Raw genomic sequence first — 23,164 nt, 5'->3', positions numbered from 1 at the left:
GTCAGTCCGACTGAAACGATCGCACTGACAAAACATTGAGAGCCACAGACCGGCGGCTCAGTCCTGGCCTCCCGTTGTTCGAACAAAAAGTCGGCCTTCTCCGTAACGGTTGCTCAGTTCGGCAACCGGAACTTCCAGGTAATTGTTTGCCCGCACATACTCGAGCATCGGCGCTTCAAGGTCGGGGTCGTAGCCAATGAGGATGGCTGCCGGAGGCTGTTTGCCGAACAGATTTCCCAGACCGTCGGCGCCGACCATCCGATAGAAAGCGGCAAGTTCGGCGTCCGTGTAAGGCGCGATCCGGTATGCGAACTGACCGGAGGCAAATTCCGGATAGATGTCGAGACCGGCTTCCATCGGGTAAAGCGGCATGAAGGTTGCCACGGGGCCTTCAGGCACATTGTGCGAGGCCAGCGCCTGCTGCAATTCCTGGCCGCCGCGAACCAGGCGTGCGGAGGTAAAGTCATCAGGTTTGGCAAGGCTTGCGAGCCCGGGCATGAGCCGCGGAAGCGTGATGACGAGCATGACAAACATGCTGGCACAAAGAACCGGCACCACTTGCTGGCGGTCCCGTGTTCCGATCTGCCGGTAAAGCAACGCACCAAGGATCGGAAGGCAGACCAGCGGCTGAATGTAATACTGCGGAAAACCGGGTGTCGGAACGAAGCTTAGAACGGCAGCAAGAGCCGTGACTGCGAGGACGACAACAATCTGTCCGAGACATTTGCCGTCCTGCCGTTCACCTTTGTGCCCTGCCCGGAGCGACATCCAGAACAGGTAAACCAGCACTGTTGCAAGGATCAACGAACCACCTGCCAGCCAGGCTCCGAACGCGAGTTGCAACTTGCCGCCAAGCCCCATCGCCAGGCCGGGTTCGCTGGCGGCGTTCGCCGTCCAGTAGGCGATGTGCGGGCCGGTATGAAATGACAGAACATGAGCAAGAAAGAGCTGCGGATCGTCCAGCAGATACCAGAAGACGGGCAAGGCTCCGACCAGCCCGCCGGCGGCGAGCGGAAGAACAGTTCCGGTCAGGCGTGTGCGCAAGGAAATACGTGCCGGAAGCAGGAAGGCGGCAAGCGCGACCGGGGGAATGAAGACCACCGCACTGACCTTGCTGCCTGCTGCGAGCGAAAGGCACATTCCGGCAACGAAGATCAGGCTGGATCGCGGCCGCTGTTCCATGGTCTCGACCACGAAAAGGCCTAGTCCCAGCACCGCAAACGGCAGCGGCAGCAGGTTGTTGGTCGCAGCCATGCCGGCCTGACCGAGCAACGGATCCGCGGCAAGAATGGCTACGGCCGAGAACAGTGCCAGCAGCCAGGATCGCGAAATGCGCAGCGTGGTCCAGACAATCGCAAGGATCAGCAGCACCCAAAGAAGAAAGACGCCTGTCCTTGCCGCGCCCAGCAAACCCTGATCGCTAAAGACGATATGCATGGAGTGGAAGAACCAGGCGACATTCGGCACATGATTGAAGAAGACGTCCTGGTATAGCTGCCAGTCCGGCATATATTGCGCGGGGGGAACGAACATCATCTCGTCCCGCCGCAAACCGAAGGTCATCAGCCTGCCGTAAAGAGCGCCAAGCAGCAGCGCGACACCCGCAACCGACGCCACACTGACTGCAAGGCGCAGCCATTTCTGACGGTGTCCGGCATGTGAAGCCTGACCCGCCGCGGCGGCCAACTGGTTGGACTGCAGGACACTCATTGCTGTGCGTCCTTTCTGCCCGCCCGCACACCGAGGGCACGGGCAACAAGAATATAGGAAAGAGCCACGACAGGCGGCAGCGACAGGAGCTGGGCACCGAGCGCAGGTATCCCGGCGCCGGTCAGGACCGCAAGCAACAGCGCGTTGAATGCATAGGCCGCCACGTAGGCGAGGCCGTAGAGCGGAAGCCTGCCAAAGCCGCTGACGCCGAAAACAAACCGGGCATGGATGGAATAGTTCCAGATGACCCCGAGACCGAACTGCGCCACGAGAGCGACCTGCGGGTGCACACCTGCCAGGACGAGGATTGCGAAGACCCCGTATCCGAACGCTGTATTGATTATGCCGGCGCCAAGAAAACGAACGACCCGGGAAGTCATCAGGTCGGAGAATGCCGTGCGGGCCGTTGTGACGGACTGCGTCATGGGAGGGCTACCTCCGAGACCTGGCAGACCAGTTCGGCTTCGGCCGGAGAACCCAGGGTACGCGAGCCGGAAGCATATCGGACGGCTTCGATGCCCATGAGCTGCATCAGCCTGGCATTCACCCGGTGAATATCGTTCTTGGTGCAGACGAGTGCCCGCGCAGCCGCGCCCATCTTTGCAGCCTGCGCCGGTGTTTCGATGAAGCTTTTCATCGCTGCGGCGAGAGCCTGAACATCACCGCGCGGGACGACGAAGCCGGAAACACCGTGTTCTATGGTCTCTCCGCACCCCGGCGCATCGGTGGTGATGACAGCGCGCCCGCAGGACATGGCCTCAAGAATGGAACGTGGAATGCCTTCCCGCAGCGACGTCGGAAGAACCAGCACGCTGCTTGCCTGAAGGAAGGGGACGACATCGTTTGTCGCGCCGCGATATCGCAGCAATCCTTCGCTTTGCCAGGCGTCGAGCTGCTCTGGTTCGATCGCATCGGGATTACTGTCGGTCGGGCCCAGGATGTCGAGCTCGAATTCGAGCCCCTGCGTCTTGAGGAGCTTCGCGGCTTCGGCAAGAAGAGCAAGCCCCTTGGACCGAAGCAGCCGCCCCACGAACAGGAAGCGGACGGGTCCCTGTGGAACAGGTGTTGCCGAAAAGCGTGCGGTGTCTACGCCTGAACCGGGAATGTCGTGAAGAGGCACATGGTCCGGTATCAGCCGATAGTTCCGGACATCCCGGCGGTCCGCGCTGTTGTAGCAGAAAGCCGCGGTAAGCTTGCGCAGTGCGATCCGGTGCAGCAATACGGAGGCACTGCGGACATATCGCCTGCGTCCGGTTGGATTTTCTTCCATGAAGGCATATCCAAGCCCGGTGAACAGCGCGTAGCGGGACCGGATGCCGACCAGTTGTGCTGCAAGGCAGGCATAAACGATCGGCTTCATTGTATATGCGAGGACGAGTTCCGGCTTTTCCTCGCGAAGTGCACGAATGAGAGCCCAGAGGCTGACAAGATCGCTGAAGGGGTTCGTCCCTGTGCGTTTCATGGGAATTTCGCGATGAGCGATCCCGTTCTCGTCCAGAATTCTGGCGGTCTCGGCATCGATCTCGGCGGCGAAAGCGGTCACTTCATAGCCGTTTGCCTGGAAGCGCCGCATCAGATCCAGCCGGAAATTGACCAGCGAATACCCCAGGCTACCGACGACCACAGCTCGCCGGCGGCGCCCGGAAGACCCTGTCCCCGACTTGGAAGACACACTGACCGCGTAGTCCATATGGTTGGCAGAAGCGCTCATTAGCCAGTACTCAGCACTTCAGGTGCACCAACGGGCCGAAGAACGGCATGGGGCGGAATTGGCAACTTCACGGTCATTTCCTTCGCACCTGACCATGCAGCGCTTGCACCAACTTTGGCCGGTTCCACCGCACACGAGGTTTTTGTGCCGTAGCCAGGCACCAGGTCCCGAAGCAACTGGTTGACCAAGGACCCGTTCTGGCACCGTGCGGCAAGCTCCAGCTTCAGGATCATTGCCCGCAGCCGCGCAATCGGAACGCCTTCCGGACGTGCGGCGCTGACACCGGGAATTCCGCAATCGGCGCGGGCTTCCGATTTGTCGAACAGTTCCTCGAACAGCTTCTCGCCGGGACGCATGCCGATGAAATTGATCTTGATGTCCTGGTGAGGTGTCAGTCCGGCAAGACGGATCATGCGTTCTGCAAGATCGACGATCTTGACCGGCTTGCCCATGTCCAGGACGAAGATCTCACCCTGGCTGGTGTCGAACTTCAGGCCGCTCGCCGCAGATACCAGTGTCAACTGGACCGCTTCGCGGATCGTCATGAAGTACCGTTCCATCTTGGGATCGGTGATCGTGATCGGGCCACCGTTTGAGATCTGGCGCTGGAACAGCGGTATCAACGACCCTGAGGATCCCAGGACATTGCCAAATCGAACAGAGAAGAACCTGGTGCGTTCTTCCGTCTCGTTGGTGATACGGTCTTGCGCCTGGACGTAGAATTCCGCGACGCGTTTGGTTGCCCCCATGACGTTGGTCGTGTTGACGGCCTTGTCTGTCGAGATCTGTACCATTGCGAGAGCACCGATTTCACGGGCCGCATCGGCAACGTTTCTCGATCCGACAACATTCGTCAGAACGCCTTCGCACGGGTTGAGCTCGACGATCGGCACATGCTTCAGGGCTGCCGCGTTGAACACCAGTTCCGGACGGTGCTGCCGGAAGATCGAGTTGACGCGGTCCGCATCGACGATGGAGGCCACGTACATCCGCCGCGGCACATCGGGAAAATGCTGCGACAGATCCATATCGATCGAGTAGGCGTTGAATTCGCAGTTGTCGATGATCACGATCTCTGCCGGGTGGAAGGACGCGATCTGCCGTGTGAGTTCGCTGCCGATCGACCCGCCGGCACCTGTCACCAGGACGCGTCGCCCCTTGAAGACTTCGAACAGCAACGAGCGTTCCACTGCCTTTTGCGGCCGATCCAGAATGTCATCCGGATCCACGGTTCTCATGTTCTGCCCTTCGCCCAGGTCTGGGGAACCAAGATCCTCCAGCCCGTGCAGCCTCGAAACGGTCACCCCATGTCCACTGGCCCAGACAGTCAGTTTCTGGATGCCGTCGCTGTCGAAATGGGTCGTCGGTTCGGTCAGAAGCAGCCGCTGTGGCAGTACGTTCCAATGCGAAAGCCGTTCGATCACGTTTTCAGGATCTCTCAGCGTTCCGATGATCTGGACGTCGTGGAAGTAGAGCCCCTGGGTGTTGCGGGCATCATCGATAATTCCGACCGGAAGGTAGCGGGAGCCAGTATTGCGCAAGGAGCGCAGGAAGAGATCGCAACTTGCGCCGGTCCCCACCAGAAGTACCGGAATCCTCGAATCCACCTCTTTCTCCTTGAGGTGGCGGCTTTGACGGGTCAGCTCCCGGCCCCTGGCGATAACCCGCAACGCACCGAGCGCAGGCACGGCGAGGTAAAACTGAACGATTACGACAGGGATGGGAACGGAGGCTGTCACAAGGTTGAAACGTGACAGGATTGCAAGCGAAACGCTTGTGAGCAGGGCTCCCTTGAGCAGAACAACGATGTCTCTCAACGAAGTTGATCGCGTGTCCCGGCGGTAGAACCCGGCCAATGGGAAAATCACGAGACCGCAGACACATGCCAGCGCCGCAAATGGCAGTATCGCAGGCAATAACTGCTTTTGAGCCGATCCGGTCACCGTCAGGAGCACTGCAAGCGCTGCAGACAGTGTAATTGAAACGACGTCACCCAGGACAAGTCTGCGATTAGCTTTCAGCTCGGTCAATAATTGTTGGAACCACCGATTAATCTTCGGCTGGCTTTCCAAGACAGAGTGACCCGATGCTTTTATCCCAATCTTCGACGTCGTCTCAGAAGAATAAAAATCCGCCATAAGCAAACGCTCCGCTAAACACTTGAGGCACAAAAATAGCTGTGCCTCGCCGTCCGCTATTTTTTAACGGACTGATTATTCTTTGTTTTTTGTTGCTGCGACGGTGGCGTATTTACAAAATGGAAAATAAATAAAACGATTCCCACTTCGTGAATGTAGTTTCGACAAATATTTTCAGTTTTTCCGAAGATTAGTCCCTTAAAAGGACGTCGATCATCTAAAATAATGATCAGGTTTCAAAAATAAAATCTTCAGAGCATGAAAAAATGCCATACGTCACAGCATTTCATGTTAAATTTAGTCTTGCAATTTCAACCCAAGGTGTAACACATAACGCAAGGTTAATAAATAGTTTTTTTCCACAAATTTCTTGGACGGATTGATCCGATGGCCTTTTTAGAGTTTCCAAACCCCCAAAAAATACGGAAAAAACAATTAAAATCAGCCAGTTCAGGATGCAGCATTCTGACAGTGCAAAAAACGTCATCGCCACTATCGCGGAGCCTGATTTATGATGAATTTGGGCCCTTCATGTTGCCGTTCGAACCGCATTCGGACGACTCGTTTTCCCTTCGGTTAGACCTGCCGCCGGGGTGGCTGGAGCGAAGCGAGGGCGGCGGACAGACACTATCCATGGAGCTCTGTCAGGGGATTTCGAGGCACCTCTGTAAAGGTGTTGTCCAATTCTTTGCCGGCTTTGGAACGGGAAGTCCGTCCCTACCCTTCCGTTGCTGAATTGGCGGCTTCGGAAAGGAATTCCCAGGGCGCATTCGGTTTGTTGTCCAGGTGCTTAAACAGTGATGTGACTTCCACTTGTAAATTTTGGCTAGTGTGTCAATATTGCGAGGTAGATGCTTATCTTAGGTTCGTAGTTTTCTTTCTATTTTGGTTTTATTGGCCTTCAGAATCTTCTCTGTTTTTTAATTTCAGGAGCCAAGGATTCCGATGAACAGGTTTATTGAAATTTTATTGTGCCTCTGTGCGTTGGTTTTTGCATTTCCGTTTTTCGTGTTCGCGGCATTGCTCACACTGCTTACGTTGGGTCGGCCGGTTTTTTTCACGCAAACGCGAGCAGGAAAAGGCGGCACGGTGTTTATCCTCGCCAAGCTGCGCACCATGAGCGATGCGCGCGATGCCGGCGGGAACCTGCTGCCTGACGAAAGACGCGTTTCCACGTCCGGAATTTGGCTGAGACGCATGCGGCTCGATGAGTTTCCGCAGCTGCTGTCAATCCTTCGCGGTGAGATGGCCCTGGTCGGACCACGCCCCTTGAAGCCCGAGACAGTGGCGCAATTCGGGGCAGACGGGGTCCGGCGCGGAGCCGTGCGGCCCGGGCTGACCGGATGGGCCCAGGTGAGCGGTAACACGGTCTTGAGCAACGAGGAGAAATTGCGACTGGACCTTTGGTACATCGCGCATCGCTCCGCAGCGCTCGATCTTCAGATTATCTTTGAAACTATCGGGGTTGCACTTTTCGGTGAGCACAAGAATGCGAGCCGGCTCGATGCGGCAAGCTCCTGGAAAGGTCTCGATAACAGGGCCGACAACAAACAGGTTTCCGCATGAAGACCGTCTTTGTGGGTGCGGTCGAAGGGTCTCTTGAAGCTCTTGCCGCAATTTGCGCCGCCGGTCACGTTCCCGCCCTCGTGGTGACACTGCCGCCGCAGCTGTCCGGCCGGCACTCGGATTTTGCCGATCTCGCGCCGACGGCCGAAAAGTACGGCGTGCCCGTCCACCACACTTCAAGATCCGACAGCGAGGAGACGCTCAAGGTCCTTCGGGAAGTCGACCCTGACCTGATACTCGTTATCGGCTGGTCGCAGATCTGCGGGCCGGACTTTCGCGCCATACCACGGCTCGGCTGTATCGGGTTCCATCCCTCTGCCCTGCCGCGCCTGCGCGGCCGAGGTGTCATCCCCTGGACGATCCTCGTGGGTGAAACCGAAGCTGGCGCAACCCTGTTCTGGCTTGGTGAGGGCGTGGACGATGGCCCGATCGCAGCTCAGATGCGGTACGACATCGACCCGGAAACGATCACCGCTCGTGAACTCTATGACCGTGTCAGGAACGCAGTGTCGCAGATGCTGCCGCCCTTGTTGACCCGGATTCAGTCCGGCGAGGTGCCGTCAGAACCGCAGTCTGAAAACGGCGTAAGCATATGTGCGCGGCGGCGGCCGGAAGATGGGCTTATCGACTGGTCCCGTTCCGCGGCGGAGATCGATCGGCTTATCCGTGCCGTCGGCCCCCCCTATCCCGGAGCTTTTACCGAAACCTCTGACGGGGCCATGCTGACCGTGACCCGCGCCAGGCATTGCCCCCACAAGGGTCGTTACATCGGTCTTCCTGGCCAGGTCCAGGCGGTTGACGGTTCGGTATTTACCGTCGCATGCGGCGACGGCCAATGTCTTGAAATTCTCGAATGGACCGGCCCCGACCGGTGCCCAGGTCTTCACTCCAAATTCAGCAGTCGTGCAAAATCATGAATTCTCCAATTTTCACCGGCGACGGCCCGGCACTTGTAATCGCGCCCCATCCCGATGACGAAGTTCTGGGTGCCGGAGGCACAATTGCCCGTCTTGCGGATCAAGGCAGAGCGGTGCATGTCGCCATTGTCACACGCGGACGTCCCCCCAGGTTCTCAGCCGAGCAGATCCACACGGTTCGCGAAGAAGCCGCAGCCGCGCATGCCCATCTGGGCATTTCGCAAACCCACTGGCTCGATTTTCCTGCCGCTGAATTGGCAGAGTATCCTCATGCCGACCTGAACGGCGGGCTGGGCGCGCTCGTTCGGGATCTCGACCCGACACTGGTCCTGGCACCTCATCCGGGCGACATTCATCTCGACCATCAGCTCTGCTTTCTGTCCACCCTGGTTGCCAGCCGGCCCCATCAGGCCCGGCATCCCTCTGTCATTGCGGCTTACGAAACTCTTTCGGAAACCAACTGGAATGCGCCGTACCTCACGCCGGCATTCGTTCCCAATGTGTTCGTGGACATTTCAGCAACGCTCGACCGCAAGCTCGAGGCTTTCCAGCTGTTCGCAAGTCAGGTTCGCGAGGCACCCCACGAAAGGTCGGTGGAGTCCCTGCGGGCGCTGGCCACCTTGCGCGGGGCGACCGTTCACCGTTCTGCCGCCGAGGGGTTCGTCCTTGTGCGTTATGTGGTCTGAGGAGAGAGGATATGGGCGGTTGGCCAGTCTACACTGACGAAGAGATCGATGCCGTTACCGGCGTCCTGCGGTCCGGCAAGGTGAATGCCTGGACCGGCCCGGACGTCTTTGCCTTCGAAGCGGAATATTGCGACTACACCGGCGCTGCTCACGCAATCGCAATGGCCAATGGTTCGGTAACACTGGACACCGCGCTGCGAATTCTCGACATTCAGCCGGGCGACGAAGTCATCGTGACCCCACGCAGCTTCGTTGCATCTGCCAGCTGTGTGCTCCTGGCCGGCGGCATTCCGGTGTTCGCCGACATTGATCCGAACAGCCAGAACATCACGCCGGAGACGATTGCCCCTCTCATCACCTCGCGCACGGTCGGCATCCTGCCAGTGCATCTGGCAGGCTGGCCCTGCGACATGGACGGCATCCTGGCTCTTGCCCGCGCCCACAATATCTGGGTGATCGAAGATTGCGCCCAGGCACATGGCGCGATGATCGGTGAACGGCATGTGGGTACACTGGGTGATTTCGGCTCCTATTCATTCTGTCAGGACAAGATAATCTCGACAGGGGGCGAAGGGGGGATGCTTCTCACCGACAATCCCGACCTTTGGTCTCGCGCCTGGAGTTTCAAGGATCATGGCAAGGGCTATGCGACGGTGTTTGAAAAAGACCATCTGCCCGGCTTTCGATGGCTGCATGATTCAGGCCCGGGCACCAACCTTCGCATGGCGGGACCTTCCGCCGCTATCGGGCGCATACAATTGTCGCGGCTTGCGGAAACCCGCGCCCACCGGACGCGCAATGCCTTGACGCTTGCCGAAATCCTCAGCGGATCGAATGCGTTACGGGTTCCCGTTCCGCCTCAGTCCCTCACCCATGCCTATTATCGCTTTTACGCCTTCGTACGCCCGGAGGCCATGGCCGACAGCTGGTCGCGCGACCGGATCCTTGCCGAAATTGCCGAAGCGGGTCTGCCCGCGTTTTCCGGAAGCTGTTCGGAGATCTACAAAGAGGCAATGTTTCGCGACCGCGGGCTGGGGCCCGACAAACCGCTTCCCGTTGCCAGGCAGCTGGGCGAGACAAGTCTCGCCTTCCTCGTGGATACCACGTGGGAACAGGAGCGGATCATCGAGCTGGCCGAAAAAGTCGTTTCGATCGCTGATCGATCGCTTGCGGTGCCGCAAAAGTCACCCGCAAAGGCCCCCGCCTGAAAGCAACCGCCAGCGTCATGCCGATCAACCCAGATTGGCCATAAGGCCATCAATGCCTCGGGTTCAAACGCGGTTCAGCGTTGATTGGCGTGCGCCACGTTATCAGGCGTTCTGAACCCTTCTGTTTCGGTAGATTTTCTGACCGAAGAAGATTTGGTACGGCAGTCTCTCGAGTATCAGATAGGAGAAGTGCGAGAAGATTGTTGTGAGAATAAATACGACCGTGCCAAAAATTAGAAGGGACACAAAGATATTGTCGCCAAACAGGCCGAGAGATGAGAATATTTGCCGTGTGGCAAAGTATATATACGGATGAACCAGGTAGAAGCTGTAGCTTATTGTTCCGAAGAAGAACATGATCCTGTTGTTCAGTAATTTCCCGGTCAGGCTGTCTCTCGAAGCCGCAAAAAAGAAGTAGGTCGCGGTGGCCAGGACCAGGAGCGCCGGGGCGGGTATGATGGTCGGATAGGCCTCATAGAACTCGTACGTCCGAAACTTGAAGTCCCACGTGGAAGCCAGATAGACCCAGACGAAAAACGAAATGGCCTCAAGCGTTTTCGTGTACTTCAAGCCGTTGGTGATTTCGCTCCTGTACATCCAGTAGATGGCGGCCCCGGACAGAAAAAACAGCGCCTTCGGATAGTAATAGGTAAACAGTACCGGTATCGCCAGGGATGCGATCTTCCAGACGATGTTCATTTTTCTTGTCAGGAAATAATACGTCATGCAGGCCAACGTATAAAACATCACTTCATAGGTCAGGCTCCAGGCGTTCGGGGCAACCTGCTTTGTTGTTGTGAACAAATCCAGGAAGGTCAGGGAAAACAGGACTGACTCAAGGTTGTTCAGTTCCGGGTACCTGTTTGTCGCGCCATTCAGGACGGCAAAAAACAAGGTCGACACGAGAAAGAGCGGATAGAGCCTCAGAAGGCGCCTGAGGGCAAACTCTGACGGAGAATACCTCATCACACTCGGCAGGATGACAAACCCGCTGATTACGAAAAACAGCATGACGCCGGATGTGCCGAAGTTGTGAAACGGCACAATCCCTTCAACATATCCCGGCCTGTCATTGTAGATGTGTTCGGCTGTTCCACCGAGAATATGAGCGACCAGCACCATGATCGACGCAACGCCGCGCAGACCGTGTACGGAATAGTTGAATTGCGAACTTTGCGGCGAAGTGGAATTCATAGCGGACCATATTCAATTTTCGAAAACAAAGGTGATTAACGTCCATTGTCAGCCCTGTTTGGTCTGAAATGACGTGGCTGCTCGACATTCAAAAAGTGCAATCAGAAGTCTTGTATCGAGCCTGCTCGGCATGTTTGGTCGCAGGTATCTCTTCGTTATCAACGACCGTGCGACTGCTAACGTTATTTTCAATTTCAAATTAGTATTTCAAAAATATTATCGAAAACAATAGCGTTGTCAATTTCGATTTGCCGGATGGTAGATCTCATCAAAGGCAGTTCAGTCTCCTCTTCAAAATTGCTTGAGGAGACGTCTCTTTCAATTTTGTTGACTTTAGAGCATTTTGCGCTGAATCGGTTCGTATGGGGCACTCTTGAGCAAGCCGGTACATTGCGCCGCTATTTTCCGATCAATCACGGTGTTCTCTACTATATGGGTTATGTTGTCCCTCCACCTCTCGTGGTTCATCGCGTTGACCGGTCGCGGACAGCGGGTTCGAGCCGGTGGCAAAGTGGTAAGGGGGGGAAGGATGCAGGCGCGGTATTAGGTCCCGCCGCTCCCTTGCCGCTTGCAAAGTGCAGGCGATTGCCTGACCCCCAGCATACTGCTTCACGCTCACTTGGGCGATGAACAAGCGAACGGCTTCTCTCTTTATTTGAACAATGAAGAGCCTGGCCTTGCAGCTCTCAACGCCAAGGAAACGCCAGCCACCGTTTGAGGTGACAAGTCAGCGGAAGTGTTTGCAATTTGAACAGTTTCGGCTGCTTGATAGCTTTTTAATACTGTCAGTTGTTTTTTAATACTAAATCTGTCATCCTTCGCTGGCGCACGATAGTCCTCCTACTTTGACTGGCGAAACAATCGCGGAGTGGGGAGCCAAAAGAGTGATCTTCACAGGGAAAAAGATCTGCTTGAGGTAGAGCCAAGGTCGGGGAAAACACCTGCGAGCAGTGCCAAGGTCGACGGTTTGTTGCCTGGCAGATTACTTTTTGTCTGCGGAAAGAATGCCTCTGCAAAGGCGATGTTGGAAATGTCTGGATTGATATTACTGCTAACGAAAAGGCCGCCGGGTGCAGTCAGCATTTCGCTTGGAATGGACGAACACCGGGAGTGAAATGGAATGAAACTGTTCTTCAGCCGAAATCCCAATCCTCGACTGGCGGTCGCGGTGGCTCGCTATCTCGACGCAAATATCGAGTTCGAATTTGCCTCGCCCCTCGCCCCTGGTGAGGCTGAGCGATTTCTACCGCTAAATCCCAATCTGTTGTTACCCATACTCTCAGACTCGGGAAAAAGCCTTTGGGAGACCGATGCAATTGCCTGCCGGCTTTCGCGCCGCGGACGTTCGAATTTCTGGCGCACCGGCGACGACGAACCGGAGATGATCCGTTGGCTGAGCTGGAGCAAGGAGAACTTCGAGAAAGCTTGCGATATTGTTCATTTCGAACGGGGGACCAAACAGCGCTACCGGCTTGGTCCGATTGACCCGAAGAAAATCGAGGAAGGTCTACGCCTCTTCCGCAGGTCCGCGGCAATTCTCGAAGTCGAACTTTCTCAACGCGATTGGCTCGTCGGAAATTCGGTTTCCTATGCCGACTTCCGAATGGCGGCGTATCTGCCCTTCAATGACGTCGCAGGACTGCCGATCGAAGACTATTCTTCCATCGCTCGTTGGTATCACCAGCTCGAACAGATCGCTGCCTGGCGTGACCCCTTCAACGGCCTGGATGCGCCCCCATTGCCGTCTATCGATCTGGCAGTGCATGCAGACGCCTGAAAATGAACCTCTTCCGCGATACCAACGACCGTGCCGCCGTTGCGCTTCTTGAAAGACAGGAGCAGCTCAGTTTCGCAATTCCGGGCTCGGCGTCTCGCGGGGAGCACCTGCAACACCAATCGAAAGGAGACAACCGTGAAAATCGTTACCAGCCTAAGCTTCCGGGGCCAGTGTCGTGAGGCTTTTGAGTATTATGCGAAGGTACTCAACGGGAAGATTACAGCCGCCATGCCTTATGCCGACGCACCTCCAGGCATGCCCATCACCGATGAGGCGTACAAGACCTGGCTGATGCACTGCTGGTTGGAAGTTGGTGACCAGGCGCTGATGGGTGCCGATATGGACACCGGATGGGCGCCTGGCATCGATAAACCCAAAAACGGCTTCGATGTCACGCTGCATACCGAAGACAAGGCAGAAGCGGAACGTTGGTTCGAACAACTGTCCGAAGGCGGCAAGACGGTGATGCCGTTTGCAGAAACCTTCTGGTCTCCAGGTTTCGGCTCTCTGGTCGACCGTTTCGGCATTCCATGGATGATCAACGTCATTCCGACAGCTGACTGGCGCCCGCAGCAGGGTTGACCTGGAACGCCCTCCGTCGAAGTGACGTGCCGTTTGGACCAGGGCTCTTGGCTTCCAAACTTGCTGCGGCACATTTTGGTGTCGCTTTTGCCCGAGAAGCCGCATTATGAGGCCGAATTTGATGGGTGGCCCTCTCCGGTCCAGACACTTTCAGGCTTCATCGATCCAACTTGAAAAGATCGTGCAGGATTTCTATATCGGCGCGTTGAGGACGACCTCATATGTGGAAATAACAAAGCGGGACGACCCGCTACCATTGTTGAGGTTTCAATGCGGTCCCCGCTCGATCGTCTTCGCCAAGCACTAAGCTTCGAAATTATCGCACTCGTCCTGGCCGTCCCGCTCGGAACGGTCGCCTTTGGCGTGCCAATGCATGATGTTGGCGTCGTCAGTGTGGTCAGCGCAACCATCGCGACGCTCTGGAACGTCGTCTACAATTTCGTTTTCGACGTGACCTACAAGCGCCTTACGGGCAAGACCCTGAAGACGCTCATTGTGCGCATCATCCATTCGATTTTCTTCGAGATTGGTCTGCTGATCGTTCTGATGCCATTCATCGCCTGGTATCTGGATGTGTCCCTTTGGCAGGCTCTGGTAATGGATCTTTTTTTCGTAGCGTTCTACCTGGTCTACGCTTTTGCCTTTAACTGGGCTTACGACAAACTCTTCCCGTTGCCCGAGTGGAGAAATCGGCCCGTTACTAGGTAGCGGCAATCGAGAAAAAACGTCTGGATAGACTTGGACGTCCTCAACGGTTCCAGAGCTGTGGCCGCATATTCTAACGTTCCATGGCGCCCTTGCCGGCAATGATCTTGTGGCGGAACTTCTCGATTCGAGCGACACGTGTTGCGGACTGTTTGGCCTGGTTAAGATTGAACATGTAGCTTCTTTGCCGACCCGGCGTGAGCGCATAAAATGCATCGGCCAGCTCCCGGTCCGTTTGCAGGGCCTCAGCCAATTCATCCGGCATGTCAATTTCCGTTCGTACCTTTGGTGGCTTCGTGCCTTTTTCCGCATGCTCCATAAGTTGCCGAAGGTACGCGCGGATCACTGGTTCCATCTCTTCAACCAGGGCCACATCGGCAAAGCGGATTATGCTCGGTGTACGAGCGTTCGGTCCCTGTGGTTCAAGCACATTTTCCGTGTCATTCAGGAGACCGGCGTTCATGAAACTCAGACGAAAATCGCTGCGAAACGCCCCAAAAATCGCTATGTTTCGGCCAGCGTGCATATAGGTTGGATGCCCCCACTTGACGGTTTCCTCCAGTTCCATGTCAAGGCAGATACGGCGCAGATGCCTCAGACCGTCGATCCAGGGACGGGTTGAACAGTCAGGCGTTTCAAAGCGTTCACAACGACCACAGCCCTTGGTGAAAAAATCTTCCGGATCCGTGATCATCGGCATCGGTCGCCAGCCCTCTTGCTTGCATTCTTCATTTTGGGTTTGCGGCCAGCGTTAGCCCGTGACCTGTTGATATGGTCGGGAACTCTCCACGGGGGCATATCAAAGGTTGTGGCCATGAAAAGACCATACGGCTTTTCATGGCAGGTTGGCACCGCTTGCCTGGTGTCAGGGAGGCGTAATTCCACCGACATACCACCCTTGGAAACTCCACCGTGAGTGGGGCTTCATTTGGGCGGATTTCAGCCCGGAGAGCCTTCAGGTGATTGCTTTCCCACCTTGGGCGTCAGGACTTGAACGTGCCGTCTCGAAGATCTGCAAAATAGCTGTCATTTCCGATCTGGCCGCCCTTTAGCGCAATTTCGAGTTCTGATCCTCCGCGGGTATGGGCGGTGCACACGGGCGAACCGGGTGTGGTCGGGATGGCTTGGCGGAGTGTCAGGGCGAAAATGTCCAGTTCCGCCAGAGCGTGGCTTGATGTGTCACCGCCGGCTACGGCAACACGCTCGAGACCATGCCGGTCCTTGAGGGTAGCCAGAAGGCGGCCGAGGGTTTTGCCGACTTGATCGAGGTTCAAGGATCCTGTTACCTGTTCGGTGGTCTTACCTTTGGCGGTGTACAGGATCGGACTTTGGCCGGTTTCGAGTGCCTCGGAAGCGATCTGCAGCATGCGTTCGAATTCCTGCTTGATGCCGTTGCCGGTTGCCATTGCATTGAAATCGACTTCGATGCCCCTGAAGCCCAAATGTTCCGCGGTTTCGATTTGGCGCGCGGTTGTTGGTGAACAGCTTCCCGAGACAACTGCGATACGGGACTTGGTCGTCAGGGGCGGAGATGGTTTCGGCGGCTGCAGCAGGCCAAGTTCGCGCCATTTGTGCAAGAGGGCGTATTCAACGCCGGACGAGCCGGCAATGAATGGACCCAGGTCCTGCCTGCTTTCTTCGAGATAACTTCCCGCGGCCACCTGGGACAGGCTGTCGTAAACATCTATCAGGAGATTGGGGTTGCCCGCCTGGCCGATATCCGGGACATAGCCGGGCTTGGCGGCGATGGAACCATCCAGCGGGGTCAGGCATTCAAAGGGCAGGTTCGTCTGTCCTGACAGGTGTTTTACCAGGTCAGCTTCGTGCATCGGCGTTGCCGGGTGCCTGCTCATCACGGGATGTCTGTCTATTCTGTAAACTTCATCCCGGTAAGCCGCGAACAAATTCCCGAAATAGGTGTAGCGCCGAAGCTGGGGAGCCCCGACCACAACTGCTGTCCGTTTCTGGCTGAACGTTTCCAGGCCGATTTCCAGGGCACGGCCGATGGAGCCCTTCTGCGGCGAACTGTCGAAGGTCGAGCAGGTCTTGTAGTGGCAGAAACGCGCATCGAGCGTCCACAGCCAGGAGAAAATCGCCGGTAGGTGCTCCGACATCCACTCGGGTGTCTGGCTACGGCTGATGCCTGCCAGGCCGACCGCTCGACAATGCTTGAACTTTTCGAGCTGTTTTTCACCCGGGATTGACGTGAACAGGACGGTTTCGACGCCTCCGGTTGTCAGGGCTTCCATCACGTCCGTCGATCCGGTGAAATCGTCACCGTAATAGGAAATGAAAAGATCGCCGGTCATTTCCTTGCTCCGGTGCCGTCTTTTTTGCCGAACAGGTCCAGGGCCTCGGAAAGTTCCTTGTGATCTTTCGCGAAAACATGTGCCGGAATTCCGCCAACGGCAGCCTCTGCAGCCTGCTTCAGGCTGGCGACACCGCCGGCAACACCGCCGGGATGTCCCATGATCCCGCCCCCGGCACAATAAATGAAGTCGGTGTGCCCTACGGCCCGGCAGGTGTCTTCCATTTGAACCGCTGTCTGACCCGACGAGAATACCGGCATCGCCTGATATCCGCGTTCTCCTGACAAGGGATCATCGAGAGAGCGGGCGTTTTCGATAACCGTGGTGTCGGCCTCTGTAAACTTGTTCGCGATCCCGTTGACATGCAGATGATCCGCTCCGGCGAGCCTCCAGAACTTCTGCCAGACACGAAACGAGATGCCGATATCCGGCGATCTGGAATAAATGCCCCAACCGTTTCTGTGGCAATGAAGTGGAAGATCAATGTGCCGCCGGATGGCGGTCAGGCCCGTAAGGCCAAGTGAAAACAGGCTGACCATCGCACAGGTGCCGCCGGCTTGTTGCAGGAGGTCGGCATTACGGCGCATCACGTCCAGCTCGTCGGTGATGTTGAAGGCGTACATCACCTTCCTGCCGGTGCGGTCCGCATGCGAATTGATGACTTTCATGACTTCGTTCAGGCGGTCCTCGAACAGGCAGTGAGGCCCGTTCGCCTGCAATTCATCATCCTTGATGAAATCGATTCCACCCTCGGCGAGTTTTGCGACAAGAGACGCTGTTTCGGCAGGTGAGAGACCGACGCTTGGTTTGATGATCGTGCCGATCATCGGCCGGTCCCTGACACCGGCAAGCGCCAGAGTTCCCTGCCGGCCGTAGGCCGGACCCGGATACGCGATGGCGAATTCTTCAGGAAAGGAAATGTCCGTCAGGCGAAGCGCGGACACGTCTGCCAGTTCGAAAAGGTTGCCGGCAACGGTTGCCAGGACGTTGGGAAGGGATGTGCCCATGTTCTCAAGCGGCCAGGAAAGAACGACCTCGCCGCGCGTGTAGGTCTCCGCGCTGATCCGGCACGGCAGCGAGGGAACCCTGCTGCTCGATGTTGCCGTGACCCGCTCGACCCTTGCCCCGGAGAGCTCTTTTAACCGGTCTGTTTCACCCGGCAGCTTCAGGAATGTTCCCGAGGATTGTTCACCTGCGATTACCTCGGCGGCCCGCTCCAGAGTTGTCGGTGTTTCAAGATCATATGTTGCAAAGAGCCTCCCCATTCCCGTCCTCTGTCCTGTTCCAAGTTGCGCATTGCTTATATGACTATCAGCTTATCATACCAGTTGACAACATGATTTGTATGTGAATTTATTTGCGCAACAAATTTGGAGGACACATGAAAATCGCTCTCATCGGTGCGGGGGGGAAAATGGGAGTGCGGCTCTCCCAGAACCTGAAAGGCTCCCGTTTCAACGTTGCCCATGTGGAAGTCAGCGATGCAGGCAGAGACCGGCTGAAGGCGGAAGTCGGCGTCGACTGTGTCGATGTCGACGCCGCGCTTGAAGACGCACGTGCGGTTATTCTTGCTGTGCCGGACACTGCGATCCGGGCGGTGGCGAAAAGCATCATCGACAAGCTTGCGCCAGGCACGATGCTGATCGCACTGGACGCAGCTGCCCCCTTTGCAGGGCACTTTCCAGAGCGTAAGGACGTGACCTATTTCGTCACCCATCCCTGCCATCCGCCGATATTCAACGATGAAACGCGGTTGCCTGCGAAACGCGACTATTTCGGCGGTATTGCTGCCAAACAGGCGATCGTGAACGCCCTCATGCAGGGTCCGGAAGAGGACTATGCAATCGGGGAGGAGATCGCGAAAACCATTTTTCAGCCGATCCTGCGTTCGCACCGGGTCTCGGTGGAACAAATGGCGCTCCTGGAGCCGGGCCTGTCCGAAACCGTCTGCGCGACCCTTCTCGTTGTGATGAAGGAAGCAATGGATGAAGTCATTCGGCGAGGGGTCGACCCCGTGGCGGCCCGGGACTTTCTTCTGGGTCACATGAACATTCTTGGGGCGGTCGTCATGGAAGAAGTCGACGGCGTCTTCTCCGATGCCTGCAACAAGGCCATCACCAATGGCAAGAAACGTCTCATGCGAGACGACTGGATCGGCGTGTTCAAGCCGGACGAAATCAGGGAAAGCATCCGGCAGATCACCTGATTGAGCGGTCCGCCATCTCGTATGGCGAACGTTCAGATTGGTGCCGTCGGGGTCTTGGAGGGACCCCGCGGGACCTGGCACGAGATTGAACCTATTGTTGGGAGGACAACATGAAATTCACGAGACGAATCCTGCTTGCCAGCGCTGCTGTTGCAGCTACCCTGCTTGCACCCGCTTACGCTTCCGCAGCCGACCTCATTGCAATCATCACACCGTCGCATGACAACCCGTTTTTCAAGGCGGAAGCTGAAGGCGCGCAGAAACGTGCCGAAGACCTCGGCTATGACACACTCGTTCTGGTCCACGATGACGATCCGAACAAGCAGAACCAGCTCTTCGATACGGCAATTGCCCGTGGTGCGAAGGCGATCATCCTGGACAATGCCGGTGCGGATGCCACTGTCGCTCCAGTCCGCCGCGCGAAAGAAGCCGGCATTCCGTCGTTCCTGATCGATCGCGAAATCAAGGAAACAGGCATTGCCGTTTCCCAGATCGTCTCCAACAACTACCAGGGAGCCCAGCTCGGCGCGGAGGAGTTCGTCAAGCTGATGGGTGAAGAAGGCAAGTATGCCGAGCTGCTGGGCCGCGAAGCCGACACCAATGCCGGAATTCGCTCCGCAGGCTATCATGATGTGATTGACCAGTACCCCGATCTGGAGATGGTTGCCCAGCAATCAGCCAACTGGAGCCAGACCGAAGCCTACGAAAAGATGGAAACCATCCTTCAGGCCAACCCCGAGATCAAGGGTGTCATTTCAGGCAATGACACCATGGCCATGGGAGCCTGGGCGGCTCTCAAGGCAGCCGGGCGGACAGATGTGATCGTTGTCGGTTTTGATGGCAGCAACGACGTACGCGACTCCATCCTGGAAGGCGGCATCAAGGCAACCGTGCTGCAACCAGCCTACCGGCAGGCTCAGATCGCAGTGGAGCAGGCAGACCAGTACCTGAAGACGGGATCGACCGGTCAGGACGAAAAGCAATTGATGGATTGCGTCCTGATCAATGGCTCGAATGCAGGTAACCTTGAGACCTTCGCGCTGAACTAGGCCCTGTGTCACACCGCGGCGGATGCTCCGCGGCGGTGTGATCCTTCCCACGAAAACCTGAAAAAATCCTGCCGGATACCGCCGGAAGGGTTCTGTTCAAGGAGGTTGCACAGTGGATCGCGGCGCAGTTCCTTCCCTGTTGTTAGTTTTTGCGGCTGTCGCCAGCCTGGGCGGCTGCAAACTCGAAAAGCATGTTGCCACGAATGATGGCGACGGTCAGGCCCAGCAAGTCGTTTCAAGCGATCCGGGCGGCGACATGGATGCCCTTGTCGCCGACATCTGGTCCAAACAGGTTTTGCCACATCTTGAGCAAACGGCGACCGACATGGCCGTTCTCGGCGATGCGATCGCAGGAGATGTTGACGTCGCCGGCGAAGCACATGGTTATCGTCCGTCCAGCGAGGGAAGTCCCTGGAACTTTGCAGCCCGGGTACAGGGCACAATCTTGGCGGCCAAGACCGATACGCGTGCTGCCACCGCGGAAGTGGACGTCACCGCTGATGGCAAGGCAGATGTTATCCTGCAGCTTGGTCCGGTGATCCGCGGAACAGCACTCCGGGACATCCTTCCCTTTGTAGATTTCTCCTCATTTACCGATCAGATAGAGTTCGCCCAGCTCTCCCGCTCCCTGAATACACGCGCTTACGAAAGCGCTCTGAAAGATTTGCCCCGCGACGATCTCGTGGGCAAGGCGGTTGACGTGCTTGGTGCCTTTACGGTGCGCGGTGATGGTCCGCCGTACCTGATCACACCCGTTGAGACAAAAATTGGTGGGTCATGACAGAAGCAAAGCACCAGATCGGCTTGTCCGTGCGCGCCGCAAACAAGGTCTATCCAGGTACACACGCGCTGAAGGACGTGGACTTCGATGTCCGGCTTGGCGCAGTGAATGTGCTCGTTGGCGAAAACGGCGCTGGCAAATCCACCTTGATGAAAGTGATCGCCGGCGTCGAGCAGCTGACCTCGGGTGATATTCTGATGGGAGAGAAAAAGGTCTCTTTCCCCGATACGCGCACGGCCGCGGCACACGGGATCGGCATTGTCTTCCAGGAACTCAACCTGTTTCCCAACATGTCGGTTGCCGACAATATCTTTATCGCACGGGAAAAGACCCGCGCCGGAGTGGATATCGCCGCCAGCGACCAGAGGTTGGAAGCCGCAGCGCTGATGAAGCGTCTCGAGCACGACATTTCGCCGGATGCGATGGTGTCCGACCTTCGCATCGGGGAGCAGCAGATTGTCGAGATCGCCAAGGCGCTGGCCCAGGATGCCCGGATCCTGATCATGGACGAACCGACATCCGCCCTCAGTGCGGCAGAAGTCGAAATCCTCTTCCGGGTTATCGCGGACCTCAAGAAACGCGGTGTCGGCATCGTCTACATTTCGCACCGCCTGGAGGAACTGATCCGGATCGGCGACTACATCACGGTGCTGAGGGACGGTGCACGAACCGGTGCCAGGAGCATGGACGGCGTCGATGTGCCCTGGATCGTGCAGAACATGATCGGTGCAGCCTCAAAGGACTTCGCCAAGACGGTCGATCATGACTTCGGCGACGAAGTGTTTCGCTGCGAGAACATCAGCCTGATGGGCCGGACAGGAAAGTTCGTTGTCGATGACGTGTCGTTGTCCCTGCGGGCTGGCGAGATTGTCGGCATCTACGGCCTTATGGGCGCGGGGCGCTCCGAATTGTTCGAGTGCATCATGGCTCAGCACCCCCATTGCACGGGGGACTTCTACGTCGAGGGACGCCATCTGAACGAACCGGACGTCGCTGGGCGTATCGGACGTGGACTGGCGCTAATCCCCGAAGACAGGAAGTCGGAAGGTCTGATCCAGATCCTGCCGATCCGGGAGAACATGTCTTTGTCGAGCCTCGGCAGGTTCGTGAAGGGCATTCACCTCAGCCTCAAGGCAGAGCGGGAGACGGTGAAGCGGTTCGTGAAAGACCTCGCCATCAAGATTGCCAGCATGGAAAACCCGGTCAGCTCTCTTTCGGGAGGCAACCAGCAGAAAGTCGTGATCGGCAAGGCGCTGATGACCTCGCCAAAGGTCCTGCTCATGGACGAGCCGAGCCGCGGTATCGACATTGGCGCAAAGGCCGAGGTCTTTCGCACCATGCGGCGGCTTGCGGCTGAAGGACTGGGAATTCTCTTCGTCACCTCGGATCTTGAGGAGGTCATGTCCCTGTCCGACCGGATCATCGTGATGTCGAACGGCAGCATTACGGGCGAGTTTGAGGGCGCCGACGTGCGGGAAGAACAGATAATCGCGGCGTCTGCGATCGGGCACGCTCCTGCCTCCGAAGCAGGTCATTTCATTGGGAGAAGTAACGGATGACATCAGTCACCACCATGCAGCCTTCAGGCACCTCCGGCGGACAACCGATGATCCTGCTGCTCCTGAAGCTCAGGACCTTCATCGCCCTGATTGCGGTGTTTGCGTTCTTCTCGTTTGCGGCTCCGAATTTCCTCAGCACCGCGAATTTCGTCATCATGTCCAAGCACGTGGCGCTGAACGCGTTTCTGGCGATCGGCATGACCTTCGTTATCATTACCGGCGGGATCGATCTCTCGGTCGGGTCGATTGTCGGCCTTTGCGGAATGGTGGCCGGCTATCTCATTCTCAACGGTGTCGATCTGGGGATTGGGTACTCGCTCTATTTCAATATCTTCGAGATCATTCTCATCACGCTTGCCGTCGGTGTTTTCGTGGGAGCGATAAATGGGGTGCTGATAACGCGTCTCAATGTGGCACCTTTCATCGCGACGCTCGGAACGCTTTACGTGGCTCGCGGGCTGGCCCTGCTTTCCTCTGACGGGGCGACGTTTCCAAACCTTGTCGGCAAGGAGGCCTATGGATCTACGGGTTTCGACATGCTCGGCACTGGTAGCTTTCTCGGTATCCCGGTGTCCATCTGGCTCTTGATAGCTGTTGGATTGATCGCCGCGTATATAGCAGGCCGAACACCACTGGGACGACACATCTATGCGGTGGGCGGCAACGAGAAGGCAGCCGCCCTGTCAGGTGTGAAGGTCAACCGCGTCAAGATGTTCGTCTACATGTTCTCGGGCTTTTGCGCGGCCATTGTCGGCCTTGTCATCTCGTCACAGCTGGTGGCTTCGCATCCGGCAACGGGAGAGACCTTCGAACTCAACGCGATTGCCGCGGCGGTCCTCGGCGGCACATCCATGTCGGGTGGACGCGGACGGATCGGCGGAACGATTGTCGGCGCATTCGTGATAGGCGTTCTGTCCGACGGACTTGTGATGATGGGTGTCAGTTCCTTCTGGCAGACCGTTATCAAGGGCCTGGTGATCATCGCCGCCGTAGTTGTCGACCAGGCGCAGCAAAAGTTGCAGGCCCGTGTGGCACTACAGCAGCAGGCCGCGGCAGCTTGAGGAGA

20 protein-coding genes are annotated in these 23,164 nt (G+C 57.0%); 12 read left to right on the top strand and 8 right to left on the bottom strand.

Features of this window, described 5'->3' with window-relative positions:
* Positions 1 to 57: 57 nt before the first annotated feature.
* From HCG46_RS25130 to HCG46_RS25115, 4 genes are read right to left on the bottom strand one after another with little or no spacing between them, the layout of a single operon-like run.
* Positions 58 to 1,710, bottom strand: coding sequence for a hypothetical protein (locus tag HCG46_RS25130; RefSeq protein ID WP_168687790.1), 1,653 nt, complete (start codon positions 1,708 to 1,710; stop codon positions 58 to 60).
* Entirely contained in the window at positions 1,707 to 2,135 is a 429-nt protein-coding gene (locus tag HCG46_RS25125; RefSeq protein WP_168687789.1) for a GtrA family protein, read from the bottom strand. The genes HCG46_RS25130 and HCG46_RS25125 overlap by 4 nt, the downstream gene beginning before the upstream one ends.
* Positions 2,132 to 3,421: a glycosyltransferase family 4 protein gene (locus HCG46_RS25120; protein ID WP_168687788.1), complete on the bottom strand. Its 1,290-nt coding sequence runs from the start codon at positions 3,419 to 3,421 to the stop codon at positions 2,132 to 2,134. Before HCG46_RS25120 ends, HCG46_RS25125 begins: the two co-directional genes overlap by 4 nt.
* The gene (locus HCG46_RS25115) at positions 3,421 to 5,451 is read right to left on the bottom strand and encodes a nucleoside-diphosphate sugar epimerase/dehydratase (protein ID WP_168687787.1); all 2,031 of its coding nucleotides are present in this window, start codon (positions 5,449 to 5,451) and stop codon (positions 3,421 to 3,423) included. The genes HCG46_RS25120 and HCG46_RS25115 overlap by 1 nt, the downstream gene beginning before the upstream one ends.
* Before the next feature lie 1,053 nt (positions 5,452 to 6,504).
* Between HCG46_RS25115 and HCG46_RS25110 the strand changes: the two genes are divergently transcribed.
* From HCG46_RS25110 to HCG46_RS25095, 4 genes are read left to right on the top strand one after another with little or no spacing between them, the layout of a single operon-like run.
* Positions 6,505 to 7,125, top strand: a complete 621-nt coding sequence (locus tag HCG46_RS25110) for a sugar transferase (protein WP_168687786.1) — start codon at positions 6,505 to 6,507, stop codon at positions 7,123 to 7,125.
* The gene (locus tag HCG46_RS25105; protein ID WP_168687785.1) at positions 7,122 to 8,042 is read left to right on the top strand and encodes a methionyl-tRNA formyltransferase; all 921 of its coding nucleotides are present in this window, start codon (positions 7,122 to 7,124) and stop codon (positions 8,040 to 8,042) included. The genes HCG46_RS25110 and HCG46_RS25105 overlap by 4 nt, the downstream gene beginning before the upstream one ends.
* Positions 8,039 to 8,728: a PIG-L deacetylase family protein gene (locus HCG46_RS25100; RefSeq protein WP_022999547.1), complete on the top strand. Its 690-nt coding sequence runs from the start codon at positions 8,039 to 8,041 to the stop codon at positions 8,726 to 8,728. Before HCG46_RS25105 ends, HCG46_RS25100 begins: the two co-directional genes overlap by 4 nt.
* Before the next feature lie 11 nt (positions 8,729 to 8,739).
* Positions 8,740 to 9,936: a DegT/DnrJ/EryC1/StrS aminotransferase family protein gene (locus HCG46_RS25095; RefSeq protein ID WP_168687784.1), complete on the top strand. Its 1,197-nt coding sequence runs from the start codon at positions 8,740 to 8,742 to the stop codon at positions 9,934 to 9,936.
* A gap of 102 nt (positions 9,937 to 10,038) precedes the next feature.
* Here HCG46_RS25095 and HCG46_RS25090 read toward each other — a convergent pair whose 3' ends face one another.
* Positions 10,039 to 11,130, bottom strand: a complete 1,092-nt coding sequence (locus HCG46_RS25090; protein WP_286185518.1) for an acyltransferase — start codon at positions 11,128 to 11,130, stop codon at positions 10,039 to 10,041.
* A gap of 1,120 nt (positions 11,131 to 12,250) precedes the next feature.
* Here HCG46_RS25090 and HCG46_RS25085 point away from each other — a divergent pair.
* From HCG46_RS25085 to HCG46_RS25075, 3 genes are all read left to right on the top strand, one after another.
* Positions 12,251 to 12,907 carry a glutathione S-transferase family protein gene (locus HCG46_RS25085; RefSeq protein WP_168687782.1) on the top strand — a complete coding sequence of 219 codons (657 nt, stop codon included), beginning with the start codon at positions 12,251 to 12,253 and terminating at the stop codon, positions 12,905 to 12,907.
* Positions 12,908 to 13,042: 135 nt separating this feature from the next.
* On the top strand, positions 13,043 to 13,489 hold the full coding sequence (locus tag HCG46_RS25080; protein ID WP_168687781.1) for a VOC family protein: 447 nt from the start codon (positions 13,043 to 13,045) through the stop codon (positions 13,487 to 13,489).
* 270 nt (positions 13,490 to 13,759) lie between these two features.
* Positions 13,760 to 14,197, top strand: a complete 438-nt coding sequence (locus tag HCG46_RS25075) for a PACE efflux transporter (RefSeq protein WP_168687780.1) — start codon at positions 13,760 to 13,762, stop codon at positions 14,195 to 14,197.
* A gap of 70 nt (positions 14,198 to 14,267) precedes the next feature.
* Here the strand turns inward: HCG46_RS25075 and HCG46_RS25070 are convergent, their stop codons facing one another.
* From HCG46_RS25070 to HCG46_RS25060, 3 genes are all read right to left on the bottom strand, one after another.
* Entirely contained in the window at positions 14,268 to 14,888 is a 621-nt protein-coding gene (locus HCG46_RS25070) for a YdeI/OmpD-associated family protein (protein WP_168687825.1), read from the bottom strand.
* 289 nt (positions 14,889 to 15,177) lie between these two features.
* A complete protein-coding gene (locus HCG46_RS25065) occupies positions 15,178 to 16,503 on the bottom strand; it encodes a four-carbon acid sugar kinase family protein (RefSeq protein ID WP_168687779.1) in 1,326 nt (441 codons plus the stop codon).
* Positions 16,500 to 17,768: a ribulose-bisphosphate carboxylase large subunit family protein gene (locus HCG46_RS25060; protein ID WP_168687778.1), complete on the bottom strand. Its 1,269-nt coding sequence runs from the start codon at positions 17,766 to 17,768 to the stop codon at positions 16,500 to 16,502. Before HCG46_RS25060 ends, HCG46_RS25065 begins: the two co-directional genes overlap by 4 nt.
* Positions 17,769 to 17,884: 116 nt before the next feature.
* Between HCG46_RS25060 and HCG46_RS25055 the strand changes: the two genes are divergently transcribed.
* From HCG46_RS25055 to HCG46_RS25035, 5 genes are all read left to right on the top strand, one after another.
* On the top strand, positions 17,885 to 18,709 hold the full coding sequence (locus HCG46_RS25055) for a phosphogluconate dehydrogenase C-terminal domain-containing protein (RefSeq protein WP_168687777.1): 825 nt from the start codon (positions 17,885 to 17,887) through the stop codon (positions 18,707 to 18,709).
* 110 nt (positions 18,710 to 18,819) lie between these two features.
* Positions 18,820 to 19,758, top strand: a complete 939-nt coding sequence (locus HCG46_RS25050; RefSeq protein WP_022999528.1) for a D-ribose ABC transporter substrate-binding protein — start codon at positions 18,820 to 18,822, stop codon at positions 19,756 to 19,758.
* A 112-nt stretch (positions 19,759 to 19,870) separates the two neighbouring features.
* Complete coding sequence (locus HCG46_RS25045) at positions 19,871 to 20,539, top strand: DUF2291 domain-containing protein (protein ID WP_168687776.1); 669 nt, start codon at positions 19,871 to 19,873, stop codon at positions 20,537 to 20,539.
* Positions 20,536 to 22,098, top strand: a complete 1,563-nt coding sequence (locus tag HCG46_RS25040; RefSeq protein ID WP_168687775.1) for a sugar ABC transporter ATP-binding protein — start codon at positions 20,536 to 20,538, stop codon at positions 22,096 to 22,098. Before HCG46_RS25045 ends, HCG46_RS25040 begins: the two co-directional genes overlap by 4 nt.
* A complete protein-coding gene (locus HCG46_RS25035; protein ID WP_055660605.1) occupies positions 22,095 to 23,159 on the top strand; it encodes an ABC transporter permease in 1,065 nt (354 codons plus the stop codon). Before HCG46_RS25040 ends, HCG46_RS25035 begins: the two co-directional genes overlap by 4 nt.
* Positions 23,160 to 23,164: the final 5 nt, after the last annotated feature.

This window comes from Labrenzia sp. PO1 (assembly GCF_012273635.1).
GTDB lineage: Bacteria > Pseudomonadota > Alphaproteobacteria > Rhizobiales > Stappiaceae > Roseibium > Roseibium algicola.
Note: the sequence above shows the minus strand (reverse complement) of the source record. Positions and strands in the feature narration are given on the sequence as shown.